This window comes from Microcoleus sp. POL10_C6 (assembly GCF_036701585.1).
Taxonomy (GTDB): Bacteria; Cyanobacteriota; Cyanobacteriia; order Cyanobacteriales; family Microcoleaceae; genus Microcoleus.
On sequence record NZ_JAUBRB010000027.1, the window covers coordinates 49,348 to 64,849 of the forward strand.

General features: G+C 44.0%; 11 protein-coding genes. 4 read left to right on the forward strand and 7 right to left on the reverse strand.

Annotated features, from left to right (window positions below; all coding sequences use genetic code 11):
- Positions 1-49 precede the first annotated feature (49 nt).
- The gene (locus QUA34_RS16815; protein WP_333084338.1) at positions 50-445 is read left to right on the forward strand and encodes a response regulator; all 396 of its coding nucleotides are present in this window, start codon (positions 50-52) and stop codon (positions 443-445) included.
- The gene (locus tag QUA34_RS16820; protein ID WP_333388388.1) at positions 442-3,048 is read left to right on the forward strand and encodes a PAS domain S-box protein; all 2,607 of its coding nucleotides are present in this window, start codon (positions 442-444) and stop codon (positions 3,046-3,048) included. Before QUA34_RS16815 ends, QUA34_RS16820 begins: the two co-directional genes overlap by 4 nt.
- Positions 3,049-3,152: 104 nt before the next feature.
- Here the strand turns inward: QUA34_RS16820 and QUA34_RS16825 are convergent, their stop codons facing one another.
- The 6 genes from QUA34_RS16825 to tkt form a co-directional block, all read right to left on the reverse strand.
- The gene (locus QUA34_RS16825) at positions 3,153-4,241 is read right to left on the reverse strand and encodes a response regulator (protein WP_333331503.1); all 1,089 of its coding nucleotides are present in this window, start codon (positions 4,239-4,241) and stop codon (positions 3,153-3,155) included.
- A gap of 124 nt (positions 4,242-4,365) precedes the next feature.
- Positions 4,366-5,868, reverse strand: coding sequence for an ATP-binding protein (locus QUA34_RS16830; RefSeq protein WP_333331500.1), 1,503 nt, complete (start codon positions 5,866-5,868; stop codon positions 4,366-4,368).
- Positions 5,869-5,959: 91 nt separating this feature from the next.
- The gene (locus QUA34_RS16835) at positions 5,960-6,112 is read right to left on the reverse strand and encodes a hypothetical protein (protein ID WP_333331497.1); all 153 of its coding nucleotides are present in this window, start codon (positions 6,110-6,112) and stop codon (positions 5,960-5,962) included.
- 444 nt (positions 6,113-6,556) lie between these two features.
- Positions 6,557-7,003 (reverse strand): response regulator, encoded by a 447-nt coding sequence (locus tag QUA34_RS16840; RefSeq protein ID WP_333081177.1) that lies wholly within the window; start codon positions 7,001-7,003, stop codon positions 6,557-6,559.
- Positions 7,004-7,051: 48 nt separating this feature from the next.
- On the reverse strand, positions 7,052-9,850 hold the full coding sequence (locus QUA34_RS16845) for a PAS domain S-box protein (protein WP_333388392.1): 2,799 nt from the start codon (positions 9,848-9,850) through the stop codon (positions 7,052-7,054).
- Between the two features lie 800 nt (positions 9,851-10,650).
- Positions 10,651-12,666, reverse strand: coding sequence for a transketolase (tkt, locus tag QUA34_RS16850; RefSeq protein ID WP_333388395.1), 2,016 nt, complete (start codon positions 12,664-12,666; stop codon positions 10,651-10,653).
- Positions 12,667-12,700: 34 nt separating this feature from the next.
- Between tkt and QUA34_RS16855 the strand changes: the two genes are divergently transcribed.
- Both QUA34_RS16855 and lysS read left to right on the forward strand, forming a co-directional pair.
- Positions 12,701-12,838: a hypothetical protein gene (locus QUA34_RS16855; protein WP_190734883.1), complete on the forward strand. Its 138-nt coding sequence runs from the start codon at positions 12,701-12,703 to the stop codon at positions 12,836-12,838.
- Between the two features lie 310 nt (positions 12,839-13,148).
- Positions 13,149-14,702, forward strand: a complete 1,554-nt coding sequence (lysS, locus tag QUA34_RS16860) for a lysine--tRNA ligase (RefSeq protein WP_333388398.1) — start codon at positions 13,149-13,151, stop codon at positions 14,700-14,702.
- 144 nt (positions 14,703-14,846) lie between these two features.
- Here the strand turns inward: lysS and QUA34_RS16865 are convergent, their stop codons facing one another.
- Positions 14,847-15,446, reverse strand: coding sequence for a TerD family protein (locus QUA34_RS16865; protein WP_333208955.1), 600 nt, complete (start codon positions 15,444-15,446; stop codon positions 14,847-14,849).
- Between the last annotated feature and the right edge of the window lie 56 nt (positions 15,447-15,502).

The window sequence follows — 15,502 nt, forward strand, 5'->3', positions numbered from 1 at the left end:
GTACTGCCCATGGGGGTTCACCCTGCCACACTAAAGAAGGAAACTAGCGATGTCTAAATCAGCAATTTTGTGTGTGGACGATGAAGTAGGAGTGTTGGAAAGTCTGGAAATTGAACTGCAACAGGCATTTAACGGTAAATATCTTTGCGAATTTGCTGAAAGTGCTGCCGAAGCCCTGGAAATTATTGAAGAGCTATGTGAAGCTGAGGTTAACATTTTAGTAATTGTCTCTGATTGGTTGATGCCCGGAATGAAAGGAGATGAGTTGCTGATTAAAATTCATCAAAAATATCCGCAAATTGTGACAGTGATGCTGACAGGACAAGCAGACCAAGAAGCAATAGAGCGCACAAAAACTCAAGCAAATCTTCATGCTTTCATAGAAAAACCTTGGCAAAATCAAGAATTAATTGAAGCGATTAAGTCTGGTCTAGCAAATTTATGAAAAAACCAGTGATTATTTGTGTCGATGATGAGCAGACTATACTCGATAGTCTGGAAATAGACCTGCTAAAAGCCTTTGAAGATAAATATTTAATTGAAACGGCTCAAAGTGGGGAAGAAGCTTTAGAGCTACTGTCAGAACTTTTAGCAGAACAGTATGAAGTTCCTTTGGTTATTTCGGATCATATTATGCCTAGTATGAAAGGAGACGAACTATTAAGGAGCGTTCATGCTATCTCGCCGAACTGTCTTAAGATCATGCTGACGGGGCAGGCAGATTTGGATGCGGTAGCCAATGCTATTAACTATGCTAAATTGTACCGGTATATACCTAAACCTTGGCAATGTGATGACTTAAAATTAACTGTTACTGAGGCCATATATAAATATTTTCAAGAGAAACAATTAGCGGAAAAACAAAGAGAACTTCAGGAAATGAATCAGGAGTTGGTAAAATTAAACCGCAAGCAGGCAATGCTGATTGCCAAACTCCATGAAAACGAAAGTCGCTTGACGCAATATCTAGAAGCTATGCCATTGGGCGTGTGTGTACTTGATGCAAACGGGCAATCTTTCTACGCTAATCAGAAAGCGCGGGATGTATTTGGCAAAGGCACTGTGCCGCATATTAATTCAGAGCAAAAAGCAGCAATTTATCAATTCTATAAAACAGGGACTAATCAGAGATGCCCCGTGGAAGAATTGCCAATTATGCGGGCACTTAGGGGCGAAAATGTGCGGACTGAGGGTGTAGAAATTCGTACAGCTAATAAGATTACTCCTGTAGAGAGTTGGGCAACTCCAATTTATGATTCTACAGGCGACATTTCCTATGCGATTATTGCTTTTAGTGACATAACTGAACGCAAGGAAGCTGAAGCGGCGTTAATTCAAGCTGAAGAGAAGTATCGCGGGATATTTGAAAATGCTCTAGAAGGTATTTTTCAGACGACTCCGGACGGACATTTTATCAGTGCGAATCCTGCTCTGGCGGAAATTTACGGCTACGATTCCGCATCAGAATTGATAGAAAGTATTAATGATATTCAGCAGCAATTGTACGTGGAACCGAACCGCCGTCAAGAGTTTCTGGCGCTGATGAAACAGCATGGTACTCTGTGTGAGTTTGAGTCTCAGGTTTACTGTCGAGATGGCAGCATCATCTGGATTTCTGAGTATGCGCGCACCGTTTATGATGCTAACGGTGAAGTGCTTTACTATCAGGGTTTTGCTAAGGATATTAGTTTGCAAAGACAGGTAGAAGTAGAACGAATCAGGTTTACTAATGATTTAGAAAAAGCTTTGGCAGCCGAAGAAAAGTTAAATGAGGCACTGTCAGAAAACGAAAGTCGATTGACTCAATTCCTGGAAGCGATGCCAGTGGGAATATTTGTTGTCGATGGTAAGGGGAAACCTTTTTACATGAATTCTTGGGGGGAAAGGATACTAGCCCAAGGTTTAATTTTTGATGGGGGTACTGACCAATTTCCTGAAGCTTATCATTTTTACGACGCTGCAACTAATCAATTGTATCCGAGGGATAGCCAACCGATTGTTCGGGCGTTGCGGGGAGAATTTGTGCGTATGGACGATCTAGAAGTTCATGGGTCGGATCGGATTGTGCCGATCGAGGTTTGGGCGACTCCAATCTACGACGAACGGAAAAACATAGTTTACGCGATCGCCGCTTTTCAAGACATCACGGAACGTCTAGAGGTAGAAACCGAACGCCGCCAATTCACAGACGAGTTACAAAAAGCTTTAGCAGCAGAAGAAAATTTAACAGATGCTTACGGGCGGTTTGTGCCGCACGAATTTCTCCACTTTCTGGGATATGAAAGTATTCTGGAAGTCAAATTAGGCGATCAGGTACAGAAAGAAATGTCGGTGCTGTTTTCAGATATCCGCGATTTTACTTCTCTTTCAGAGAGGATGAATCCCGAAGAGAATTTTCAATTTATCAATGGTTATTTGTCGCGAATGGAACCGGCAATTACTAATAATTTTGGTTTTATTGATAAATACATGGGCGATGCGATTATGGCGCTGTTTGATGGCAGTGCGGATGATGCTGTGAAAGCTGGAATTGCTATGCTAGAAGAGCTTAATGAGTATAATATTAGTCGCAATCGACCCGATCGCCCGCCGCTGAAAATTGGCATAGGAATCAATACGGGTTCTTTGATGTTAGGCACGGTTGGCGGCCAAAGTCGGATGGATAGCACCGTGATTAGCGATGCGGTAAACTTAGCCTCTCGTGTGGAAAATTTGACAAAAGAGTATGGAGTTTCCATGTTAATTACTCACCATACTTTTATACAGTTGAACGATATTTATGATTTTAGGTTGATCGATCGCGTAGCAGTTAAAGGCAAATCGCGAATGGTAACAGTTTATGAAGTATTTGCGGCCGATCCGCCAGAGTTACGACAGAAAAAGTTAGAGACAAAGACAATCTTTGAGCAAGCTTTGGTACTCTACAATAGTGACAAGTGTGTCGAAGCTAAAAGATGGTTTTCGGCCTGCTTGGAAATCAACCCTAATGATAAGGTAGCTCAAATTTATCTGCAGCGGTGTCTGAAAGGAGCGATCGCTCCTGCATAATACCATTTGAGAGTTTAGATTTGAGAATAGGGAATGACTTATGCCATAAGGGTTGGGAGTTGGCCTACAGTTGTATTCTTTTGGGAAACTGGTATAATCATTGTTTAGACAGGCAGGGAAACGGAAACTATGGTTTCTTGCTGCGGCAAACTTTCTATTTTAAATTCTCCTCCGTGCAATTCTACAAGGCGTTGAACAATCGCCAGGCCCAATCCCAAACCTGCTTGTTGGTAAAGTTTGCGATCGAACTGCCTGTAAGCTTCTAGCTGTGCAATCTGATCGGTAGTCATGCCACGGCCTTGGTCTTTGACAGACAGAATAAAAGTCTGATTTTCGACGAAAGTGCTTAATAAAACAGGCGTTCCTTCTAAAGAAAATTTGAAGGCATTATCCAAGAGTTCTTCAACAATTTTTGCTAGTCTGACAGAATCAATAGCAACCGACGAATCTTGCAAGTTTAATTGTAAATCGTCTGTTCTATTCGCGTGTTTTGCTTGCTGGCGCGCTTTTTGACTCAGCAAAGATTTTACACAGCTAAATTCGCTGTTTCGCATCTCCTTTAACAGTTCGGGATTTGTAGCTGCTATCTCCAGTTCTGCATACAGCAAAAAGTTCTGAATGAGTCGATACAAGCGATGACCAGAAGTTTGAATTTGACCAATCATCTCTAAGATATCTGCTTCCTCTAAGACCTGATATTCTGACAAAATTAGCTCAGAGAAACCCAGAATTGCATTCAAAGGAGTCCGCAATTCGTGGGGCAGCGACATACTAATATTAGTGCGTAATTCGTCTAGCGTCTTTTGAGATTGTCGGCTAATTGTTTTTTGTTTTTCAAGTCTAATAGCAATGGCTTTTAGCAGTTCTTGCGGCGTACATGGCTTAGTAATGTAATCGTCAGCTCCCAGTTCCATGCCCGTGCGAATGTCAACTTTATCGGCTTTTGCTGTGAGGAAAATAAACGGAATTGTGGCAGTCAAGGGTTCCGAACGCAAAGCTTTGAGGACGCCGTGACCGTCTACTTCCGGCATCATCATGTCGCACAAAATTAAATCAGGGATTTGTTCGATCGCCAATTTGATGCCGACTTTGCCGTTAATCGCTCCTATTCCTTCAAAATTCTCGGCTTCCAGCAACTCTAAAATATTCTCTCTAATCGCTTCTTCGTCTTCTATTACCAAAATCTTAGCCATGGTGATAGCTCCTTTGAGTTAGTAGTTTGTGGGAAAAATCTGGGTTCAGATACTTGATAAGTTTGTTTGTTAGGGGCTTAATTAATCGTTAAATTACGGATATGTATAGTTGATAATTCATTTGTTATTGACGAGGAGTACAAATTAAAGGCAAGGTAATAGTGAAAGTTGTGCCTTTTCCTTCTTGACTCTCGATCGCAAGTTGACCGCCGTGAAGTTCCACAGCCCTCTTCACAATTGCTAAACCGAGACCTGTTCCCGAAATAGTGCCGACATTTGGAGAGCGGTAAAAAGTTTCTAATATCCGCTCTCGATCGGCTTGGGGAATGCCGATGCCCTGGTCTTGAACTTGGAATACAGCTTCGTTGTTTTGACAGTTGAGATGCAAAGAAACTGGACTGCCTACGGGGGAATATTTGATGGCATTTGAGAGGACATTTCCCAAAATTTGCTGCAACAGTTTTTCATCCATTTGAGCCTCGCAGTTGCCACCTTCATATTGAAAGGCGATCGGGTGTTGGTTGCTGTCGTTGAGCTGCTGCTCTTCTACCAGTTGACGGCAAAATTTTTCGAGGTTTAAGGAAATCGGTTGAAACTGCAAGGTATTGGCTTCGATTTTGCCAATTACGAGGATATCTTCTAATAACTCTGTCATGCGTTTAATTGCTAATTGAATCCGCACAAAATGAGTAGATTTTTTATCTTGAGTCCACTGAGAACTGTAATCTTGCAGCAATCCAGCGGAAAATTGGATGGTTGTCAAAGGTGTGCGGAACTCGTGGGAAACCATTGTGACAAATTTAGCTCGCAGTTCTGAAAGTTCCTTTTCTCGTGCGAGGGCTTTGAGAATTTCCGCTTCTGCTCGTTTGCGATCGCTAATGTCACGGGCTTCCGCTATCAGCAGCAAAATTTTTCCTGTCTCATTTTTAACAGGTTTCAGTGAGAAATCAACTGTCATGATTTGACCACTTTTGCCTAACAAGTCGATTTCGCTGCGGAAAAACTCGCCGCGACTTGCTTTGCCGATCGCGCATTGCAATTGTTCGGAAACCTGTGGCGACTGGGCCCAAATCGCCATTTCCCAAATCGGGCGGCCCACAATACCCTCCGATCGCAATCCGGCAAAATCGAGGGCTGTCTCGTTGACTTCCAGCACAATTCCTTCGGGAGTCAGCAGCTTGGTTAGCTGAAACGACGAGTCAAAAATCGCCCGAAAGCGGCGCTCGCTTTCCCGCAGCATTTGAAATGTTTGAGAACGTTCGATCGCATAGCGGATCGTCCGCACTAATAATTGAGTAGTAATTTGACCTTTAACAATATAGTCTTGAGCTCCCAAGCGAACTGATTCGAGGGCGATCGCCTCATCATCCAAGCCTGTCATTACCACCATTGGCACATCAGGAGCAACTTCTCGCAGGCGAGTTAGCGTTTCCAAACCGCGGCTGTCGGGCAAAGAAAGGTCGAGCAAAACGACATCAAAGGGTTGTTTACACAGTTGTGCGCTCGCTTCATGCAGGAACTCAACAGACACCAGTTCCCACTCGACGCCGACAGATACTTCTAACAGTTCTGCAAGCAAATCAGCATCAGCAGGATTGTCTTCTACTAACAGAATCTTAATCCACATAGCTTAGACGTTTTTGACTATAAAAATTTTACTCTATCAATCTTAGGTTAAACTTTTTTCCTTTCCCTTACCATTTTCAACTTGAAAATTATTATTTGGGAACTGTCACCACCACCAGCCACCAATCCTCAATCCATCTCACCAGCTTAGCAACTTGACTAAAATCGATAGGCTCAGTGATGTAGCACCGGGCTGACAGGGCATAAGACTTGAGCATCTCTTGATCGGCTGCTGAGGTTGTCATTCGATTTTAGATTTTAGATTTTAGATTTTGGATTGACCCCACGGATAAATTGGGGGGCTTGAGGATTTTAGATTTTAGATTTTGGATTGATTCCACGGATAAATCACGTGGCGGGTACCATCAATAAATTTGCTTGTCATAATTACCACCGGAATCATTTTTAACTTAAGTGTTGAGTTGATTTATATCAATATTTTTAACCTTTTTTTTAGGCAAAATCAAGTTAAGCAGAATTAAATTAGACCGAGAAGGCGAAGCGAAAAGCCTGCTTTATTCAATAAACTCTTGCTTGTACCATATTTTCTACTATTTGCAACTTGTTAAAAATTGACTGGGCGCCAGCTTTTATAAACCCCATTCAGCCTCGCTGAGCAAATCATCCACCAGCAGAATTTCCATAGGTTAAAAATTTTTAGAGCATTCATAAGCAAAGCATCTGTTCGTTTAATTTAGAGGAAGTTTGACGACTGCCAGCCAGAATTCCTCAATTAACCTGACTACTTTAGTAAATTCAACGAAGTCTACAGGTTTTGTTATGTAACAGTTGGCGTGGAGGGAGTATGACTTAAAAATATCTTCGGGCGCTGCTGAAGTGCTGAGAATCACTACAGGAATTAATTTTAACTTTGGGTCAGTTTTAATTTCTTCTAGCACTTCAATACCGCTTTTTTTCGGCAGATGCAAATCGAGCAAAATCAAATCGGGACGAGGTACCCTGAGATAAGGTTCTTTTCGGCGCAAAAACTTGATTGCTTCGACTCCATCCTCCACAAAATGCAAGTTATTCAATATTTTACCCTGACTGAGGACTTCTATTGCCAAATCGGCATCGCTGGGAGAATCCTCAATCAGCAAAATCTCTATAGGTCTAACAGTGCTTCGATCGCTCATAACCGGCGTATCCCTTTGAGTATAAAAACAAAATTGAATTTTGAGGCTTCAGGTACTAATTATAGGAATAGTGAAGTAAAAAGTCGCTCCTTTTCCCTCCTGAGATTCCACCCAGATCCGACCGCCGTGGCGTTCAACAATGCGCTTGCACATCGCCAAACCTATGCCAGTACCGGAATATTGGCGGCGGGAGTGCAGGCGCGCAAAAATGATAAAAATGCGATCGGCATACTGCGGATCAATGCCAATGCCGTTATCGCGGACACTGAACACCCATTCGCTCTCTTGCCTACGGGCAGCGATATGAATCAACGGGATATCTTGGCGACAAAATTTGATGCTGTTGGCGACCAAATTTTGGAATAATTGCACCAGTTGAAATTCATCCGCCATCACGGTTGGCATCGCGTCGCAGGTGATTACAGCTTTTGTTTCGGCGATCGCAATTTGCAAATTGCACATAGTTTGCTTAACCACAGCGTTGCAGTCCGCCTGCTCAAACTCCTGACCCCTCGTTCCCAGGCGCGAATACGCCAACAAATCGTTAATTAACTGCTGCATTCTGGTGGCGCCATCGACAATATAATGAATATACTTATCTGCGCGATCGTCCAAATTTCCTTGATAGCGCTGGGCAAGCAATTGAGTGTAACTCGTAACGGCTCGGAGCGGTTCTTGCAAATCGTGGGAAGCCACATAAGCAAATTGTTCTAATTCCTCGTTGGAACGCTTCAAATCTTCTGTAAGTTGCAGCATTTGCTGCTCTGCTTCTTTGCGGCTTGTAATATTGTAAACCAAGGCGCAACAAGACAGCAGATTACCCTGGGAGTCCCTGACTGGACTGGTAGACATATCAGTCCAAATATCTTTGCCATCCTTGCTTTTGAATTTAAATTCGTGTTGTTCACGAATACCTTGTTTGCGTCGCTCGACATTATCAATAGCTTGTGGTTCTTCCGCTTGGTCCATGAAATCAAAAAGCGATCGCCCGAACATTTCTAATTCATTATACCCGAGCATTCGCGCCATTGCGTGGTTCACGTAAGTCGTGAGACCATTACTATCAATTACCCAAATGCCTTCTTCTGCCAATTCAACTATTTGTCTGTACTTGAATTCACTTTCCTGCAAAGCTGTTTCAGTTAGTTTGCGCTCGGTGATATCTTTCATAAAACAGTGGTTGCCGTTAAATATTCCTTGTTCGTCCCAAGCTTTTACCATTGTTACTTGCTTGTAAAAAAACGAGCCATTTTTGCGGACCCCTCTAGCTTCTACTTCTACTTTGCCAGAAATGACCATTTCCTGATAAGCTGAGAGCATCATCTCAACATCGCCCGGATGTACGGTGAGCTGCCATTCCATGCCAAGCATTTGTTCCGGTTCGTAACCGCATTTATGAGCGTAAGCTCGGTTAACCTTCACGTAGCGTCCCTCAATATCCAGCCGCGAAATGCCTTCCACCGCATTTTGCATGGCATTAGTGAGGTCGCGCAGCTCTTTTTCAGCTTGTTTGCGATCGCTAATATCCTGACCGATACCCAAAAAACCGTTAATATTTCCGCTACTATCAAATAAGGCAGTCACCGACAACAGTACCGGAAACCGCGAACCATCTTTGCGAATGTAAGTCCATTCATTTTCGTCAGCGATTTCCCGGCACGGCAAAGCAAAAAATACTTCAATTCCCGGCTCTATTTTCACTCCCAATTCATGAGAAAGAACTTCAGCTCTTTTAGCTATCTCCAGAGGATCGTGAATTATTGCTAGCGTGACTTTTCCCACCACTTCTTCTAGCGAATAACCTAAAAGTTTCTCTGCCGCCCGATTAAATGTTTTAATTGTACCGTCGGGTTCTGTAGAAATAATTGTGTAGTTAGCGCTATTAAGAATTGCATTTTGCAGTTGCGTCAATTCCAACAAAGTAAGAGCAATTTTTTCGCGGTAAGCTATTTCTTTTTGCAATTGGTGGTTAGAAATTTCGATTTGAGCAGTGCGCTCAGCAACTCGATGCTCCAGAGTTTCATTGAGCCGTCGATTTTCCTCTTCTACCTGCTTGCGTTCTGTAATATCAGTAATAGTACACACATAACTTTTAACATCCCCATTTTCTCCGATTTGACCGACAGATTGACCGAATACCCAACTGATTTGAGGGTGATTAATACCTTGAAAGCGGTACTCAGATTTAAAGGGCAATTTCTCCTGCGCGGCGCTATACCATTCAGAAAAAACCCGATCGCGGTCGTCTGGATGAATGCCTTGCAACCACCCTTTGCCCAAAGCTTCATCGCAGCTAATTCCCGAAATTTGACACCAGCGCTCGTTGACATACAAGCAGTCTCCTCCAGCATCTGTATAAAATATTCCTACCGGCGAAGCTTCTGTTAAAGTTTGATAGCGAGCTTCCGTTTCTCGGCGTTCTATTATTTCTTTTTGCAGTATTGAATCGATCATCCCTAATTGAGTTGGACTCAGGAGAGTTAATGCTTGGGGAACGAAAGGAATTAATGCAAAAGCGGTGTAACCAGAAATGGCGGCGGTAATAATTTTTAGAATGCCATAAACCCAATAAACAGGATGCCAAAGCGTCCAAACTTCCATGATATGAGTAGTGCCGCCGGAGATAATAAAGGCTGCAAACAGCCAAAAGATATTGCGAAAGGGCAAGTCTTTTCGCTGAAATATAAAATAATAAATTAGCGAGAAAGGTATTGAATAGTAAGCCAGGGCAATGATAGAGTCTGACACTATGTGGAGCGCGACTAGCTCTGGCTGCCAAAGGTAACAGTAGCCTTGAGGAATATAATTCCCGGTGAATAACAACTGATTTAAAAAATTCCACATCATAAACGGAATGGGAAATGGGAAGGGAGTAATTTAACGCAATAACTTATCACTTATCTTAACTCTCTGAAATATACAGTTCTGGAGGCACGGGAGGCTAAAAACCCGGTTTCTTCATAAAGACCTCGTTGCCAAACGGAATATTGTTGTAGAAACTGGTTTTTCTTCCGTAAGTCTTAATATAGCAATTCTCAATGATTCGCGAGCTGTAGCGAGCTCTAGGTTGGGTATAACTTATATGTTGCACCATTCTCAATCCTTTTATGAACAGGCAAGATGCCTGTTCCACAAGAGATGAATTTTCTTGTGGAACAGGCATCTTGCCTGTTCCTGACAATGGTGCAAGATGTGAGGTATGACGAAGTGAAACCCTATATAGCAATCCTAAATGATTCAGATAAATTTGTAGGGGTAGTGCTACCCCTACTCCCCGTGCCTACCCCTTATATATCGGGCAACCACGGGGGGTTTGCCCCTACAATAATTATGCAAAGGATTTAGGATTGCTATATAGCAATCCTAAATCCTTTGTGAATTTCTTACTCCCTCCCCTTGCTAAGGGGAGGGTTGGGGTGGGGTAAAAAATTTACGACTCCCCCAAGGATTGCTATATGCCGATTTGAGATTTTAGGATTTTAGCTTTTCCTTCCTTCTTCCTTATCTTCTAAATAACTAAAGCCTTCTTCCATCCATCCGTTACATCCGTTACATCCGAAGAAAGCGAATCCGTTGCCGAACTTCTTCCTTCTGCTATAAAAAATGGGGCGAGCTCGAAGCCCGCCCCACCAAAAATTATGCTGCTATTAACCCAACAGCGCCTGAGCCTTAGCTACCACATTATCAACGGTGTAGCCAAACTTTTCTAAAGCAACGGGGCCCGGTGCAGAAGCGCCGAATCTGTCGATGCTGATGCTATCGCCTTCGGAACCCAAATAACGTCCCCAGCCGAAGCTAACAGCCGCTTCAACTGCCAACCGCTTGGTAACAGCTTTCGGCAGTACAGATTCGCGGTAAGCGGCATCTTGTAAGTCAAACAATTCCCAGCAAGGCATCGAAACTACGCGCACTTTATTGCCTGCAGCGCGCAATTTTTCAGCGGCATCAACGCAGAGGTAGGTTTCGCCACCGGTGCCGATTAAAATGATGTCGGGAGTGCCGCCGTCGTCGGACAAAATGTAAGCGCCTTTGGCTGTTCCTTCGATCGAGCTTCCAGCCAAGTTGGGCAAGTTTTGGCGCGACAAAGCCATTAAAGTTGGGCGAGTGCGGCTTTCAACTGCCACTTTGTAAGCGCCGGATGTTTCATTACCATCCGCAGGGCGCATTACCAACAAATCGGGAATTACTCGCAGAGAAGCGATGGTTTCCACGGGTTGGTGAGTGGGGCCGTCTTCGCCCAAGGCTACGGAGTCGTGAGTCATTACATAAATAACTCCAGCTTCCGATAGTGCAGAGAGGCGAATTGCTCCCCGCATATAGTCAGCAAATACCAAAAAAGTAGCGCAGTAAGGAATTAAACCGCCGTGCAGAAGCATACCGTTGGCGATCGCACCCATGCCGTGTTCCCGCACACCAAAGCGCAGGTTACGTCCTTCGTATTGACCTTTTTGGAAGTCTTTTTCACCCTTGAGCAAAGTCATGTTAGAAGATGCCAAGTCAGCGGAACCGCCGATTAATTCAGGTAGAACACCTGCCAAAGCATTCAAACATTTTCCAGAATGATTCCGAGTCGAATCTGCCTTATCTTCCGGCTTGTATGTCGGCAAAACTTTATCCCAACCTTCAGGAAGTTTGCCAGCAACCGTGCGCTCATATTCGGCAGCTTCTGCAGGATATGCTGCTTTATAAGCATCAAAAGCTTTCTGCCATTCTTGCTCAGATTGAGCACCGCGATCGACTGCTTTGCGGAAGTGTGACAAAGCATCATCAGGAATCTCAAACGGTGCGTGTTCCCACTTCAAGAAATCACGAGTTGCTTGCACTTCATCGCTACCCAAAGCAGCGCCGTGAGCACTGTAAGAATTGCGCTTGTTTGGAGAACCGTAACCAATGATGGTACGGACTTTAATCATGGACGGTTTGTCCGTGACTTTTTTGGCTTCTTCAATAGCTTTGTGAACTGCTTCTAGGTTAGTATCTTCGTCTAGAGCGGTATTGTCTACTGTAATAACGTGCCAATTGTAAGCTTCAAAACGCTTGCCCACATCTTCAGTAAAGGCCAAGCTTGTGTCGCCTTCAATAGAAATGTGATTGTCATCGTACAGGGCAATTAATTTGCCGAGTCCGAGGTGTCCGGCCAAAGAACAAGCTTCGCCAGAAACGCCTTCCATGTGGCAGCCGTCACCCATGATGACATAGGTGTAGTGGTCAACAATGGTGTGGTCGGGCTTGTTAAACTTAGCAGCGAGGTGAGCTTCTGCCATTGCCAAACCGACGGCATTAGCAATTCCTTGTCCGAGGGGGCCTGTGGTAACTTCTACGCCTTCGGTGACGAAGTTTTCGGGGTGTCCGGGGGTTTTGGATTCCCACTGACGAAATTGCTTGATGTCGTCGAGGGTGACGCTATCGTAGCCGGTCAAGTACATGAGGGCGTACTGTAGCATACAGCCGTGGCCGGCGGAGAGGACGAAGCGATCGCGATTAAACCACTTGGGGTTTTTGGGGTTGAACCGCATGAACCGATCCCACAGCACAAAAGCCATAGGGGCAGCGCCCATCGGCAGTCCCGGGTGTCCTGATTTTGCTTTTTCTACCGCATCGATGGCCAAAAAGCGGATAGAGTTGATGCAGAGTTCTTCGAGTGATTGGGTTGCAACAGCCATAATTCTGGTTTTTATACGTTAAGAGAGAGTGTGTGTGGTCGATTCTGACAGAGGTGCGATGAGCCGAGTTCGATCGCTCGCGTTTCTGCTGTTCAGTTTCTATGGAACTGCCGTGAGGCTGCACTACATATCATCTCACCTGTTGCGATCGACAGACAACTTAATTTTTTAATGTTTCGGTCGCTTTGTGCAGTTGATTGTAAATTTTTATCGGAGATATTTCTGGGCCGAGTGCGGCTATGTGCGATCGGGCTACGAGAGGATGTAACTTATTTATTTGGCAAATTGCCTCTCAAAGCCGCCCAGTTATGATAGAGTTTGGTGTTTCTGACATCTTGCAGCTTTGTCACGAACAGGCAAGATGCCTGTTCCACAAAGAGTGAATTTTCTTGTAGGGCGTTGCTTTGAGCAACGCCCGATCGCACGATCGCCAGAATAGTGCAAGATGTCAGATATTTGTAATTTTAATCAGGCAATAACTAATGACTCTCAGTGAAGCCGAAGTCCGCAGTCAAAAAGTAGACGAACTGCGATCGCAAGGCATAGAACCGTATCCCAGTGAATCCTACGCGCGATCGCACACAGCCAAGCTTGTTCGCGAAATATTTAGTCAGCCGGGAAAAGAACTCGAAAACGGACAAAGTGACCCCGAAGAAATTTCCCTGCGATTAGCAGGCCGCATCACTTCCAAGCGAGACAGCGGCAAAATTGGTTTCATCGATTTAAAAGACGCCACAGACAAAATTCAACTCAAAATCGAGAAAGCAATCGTCACCGGCGAAGTTGGTTTGAGCTTTGAACAAATTAAAAAATTGCTCGATGTCGGCGATTTTGTCGGCGTCGAAGGTATCGGCTGCCGCACCCCCAGGGGAGAACTTTCTATTTTAGTGAGGGAATTAAAGCTTCTATCAAAAGCTACCATTCAATTTCCCGATTCTTATTATGGAATTAACGACCCCGAAGTTTGCCGCCGTCACCGCGAAATGGATTTGGCAAGCAACCAAGATGCGCTCAACCGTTTTATGCTTCGCAGCCGCATCGTTCAAAGCATCCGTTCCTATCTCTGGCAAGCCAATTTTTACGAAATAGAAACGCCAACACTGCAAGCTATTTACGGCGGTGCTGCTGCTAAGCCCTTCATTACTCACCACAATGCTTTAGAGGTAGATTTGTATTTGCGAGTGGCTCCCGAATTATTCTTAAAAAGAGCAATTTGCGGCGGTTTCGAGCGAGTATTTGAACTAGGGAAAGCATTTAGAAATGAGGGAATTGACAGCACCCACAATCCAGAGTTTACCTCTTTGGAAGTTTACCAAGCTTATGCTGATGTTTTCGACATTTTAGGAGTTGTCGAAGACGTGATGTGTTTCGCGGCAGCGGCGGTATTTGGGGATGTCAAACAAATTGAAAATCAGGGGGAAACGATTAGTTTAGAACGCAAGTTCGACTACAGCGAAAAGTATCCCGGTTTCAGCGGCAAACACTGGCAAGTGAAAACGATGGTAGAAGCTGTCAGAGACGAGTTTGGGCTGGATTTTGACAGTTTGGACTTGGAAAGTGCGATCGACTCTGCAACCAAGTTAGAATTGCACCTGTCTAAGTTAGAACAACAGAGTTTAGGCTACGTGCTCTATGCAGTTTTTGACAAATTAGTTGTTCCCAAACTCATTCAACCTACATTCATCATCGACTACCCTGTTGAAGTCAGTCCCTTAGCAAAAGGACATCGCAGCAAGCCGGGATTTGTAGAACGTTTCGAGCTGTTTATCAACGGTACAGAATACTCGAACGGATTTTCAGAATTGAACGATCCGAAAGAGCAAAGAAAGCGGTTTGAGGAACAGTTGGCGCAGAAAAATGCCGGCGATGACGAAGCGCATCCAATGGATGAAGATTTTATCCAAGCGCTATCTTTGGGAATGCCTAATTGTGCGGGAATGGGTATCGGCGTAGACAGATTGGTGATGCTTTTAACTAATACTCAAAGCATCCGAGATGCCGTCATGTTTCCCACAATGCGGCCGATCAAAGATTGATTGGAGTAGGTTTTTTGCAGATGTCTAATAAGTACATGGGGATTTTTTAACCGCAGATATCAGCGGATTAACACAGATAAACGCAGATGGAATTTCATCTGCGTTTATCTGCGTTTACCTGCGGTTAAAACAACATTTTTAAGATCACCGCATAAACGAACCGACAACACCGTTCATATCTTCAGCCAAAGGATTTCCCAAAGCCTTAAACTTCCACTCGCCGCCTTCTCGATAAACTTCTCCCATCAACATATTTAATTTTCCTTCATAAGATGGGTCATTTGACAAGCGATAGCGAGCTATTTCTTTCCCGGCGGCATCTACAGCCCTCACGAAAGCATTTTGTACCAGGCCGAAATGCTGTTTTCTCTCTTTTCCATCGTAAATATTTACGCCCAAAATAATTTTGTTATATTCGGCTGGCAAAGAACTCAGTTTCACCACTATTTGTTCGTCGTCTCCGTCTCCAGCCCCCGTGAGATTGTCGCCTGAGTGAACAACTGTTTTGTCCTTTGACTCCAAATGAGAGTAATAAATTACATCCTCTTTGTAGTTCTTTATTTTGCCATTTTCTCCCAGCAGCATAGCGTAGGAATCTAAATCAAAATTGGCACCGCTGCTTCGACCGAAAAGACCTTTTTTAGCTTGGGCAACATCCCAGCCCAAACCCATTGTCAATCTGGATAAGTCGTATTCGCTTTTGCTGAGAACGATCGATTGCCCTTTTGTCAAGTTGATAGCCATAGTTTTGAGATTTTGTAAGGTTTATGGTGAAGTTGAATGATTGCCCTAAGCTAGCA

Coding starts and splice junctions, on each gene's coding strand:
- QUA34_RS16815 (WP_333084338.1), top strand. CDS start 50: ATGTCTAAATCAGCAATTTTGTGTGTGGACGATGAAGTAGGAGTGTTG.
- QUA34_RS16820 (WP_333388388.1), top strand. CDS start 442: ATGAAAAAACCAGTGATTATTTGTGTCGATGATGAGCAGACTATACTC.
- QUA34_RS16825 (WP_333331503.1), bottom strand. CDS start 4,241: ATGGCTAAGATTTTGGTAATAGAAGACGAAGAAGCGATTAGAGAGAAT.
- QUA34_RS16830 (WP_333331500.1), bottom strand. CDS start 5,868: ATGTGGATTAAGATTCTGTTAGTAGAAGACAATCCTGCTGATGCTGAT.
- QUA34_RS16835 (WP_333331497.1), bottom strand. CDS start 6,112: ATGACAACCTCAGCAGCCGATCAAGAGATGCTCAAGTCTTATGCCCTG.
- QUA34_RS16840 (WP_333081177.1), bottom strand. CDS start 7,003: ATGAGCGATCGAAGCACTGTTAGACCTATAGAGATTTTGCTGATTGAG.
- QUA34_RS16845 (WP_333388392.1), bottom strand. CDS start 9,850: ATGATGTGGAATTTTTTAAATCAGTTGTTATTCACCGGGAATTATATT.
- tkt (WP_333388395.1), bottom strand. CDS start 12,666: ATGGCTGTTGCAACCCAATCACTCGAAGAACTCTGCATCAACTCTATC.
- lysS (WP_333388398.1), top strand. CDS start 13,149: ATGACTCTCAGTGAAGCCGAAGTCCGCAGTCAAAAAGTAGACGAACTG.
- QUA34_RS16865 (WP_333208955.1), bottom strand. CDS start 15,446: ATGGCTATCAACTTGACAAAAGGGCAATCGATCGTTCTCAGCAAAAGC.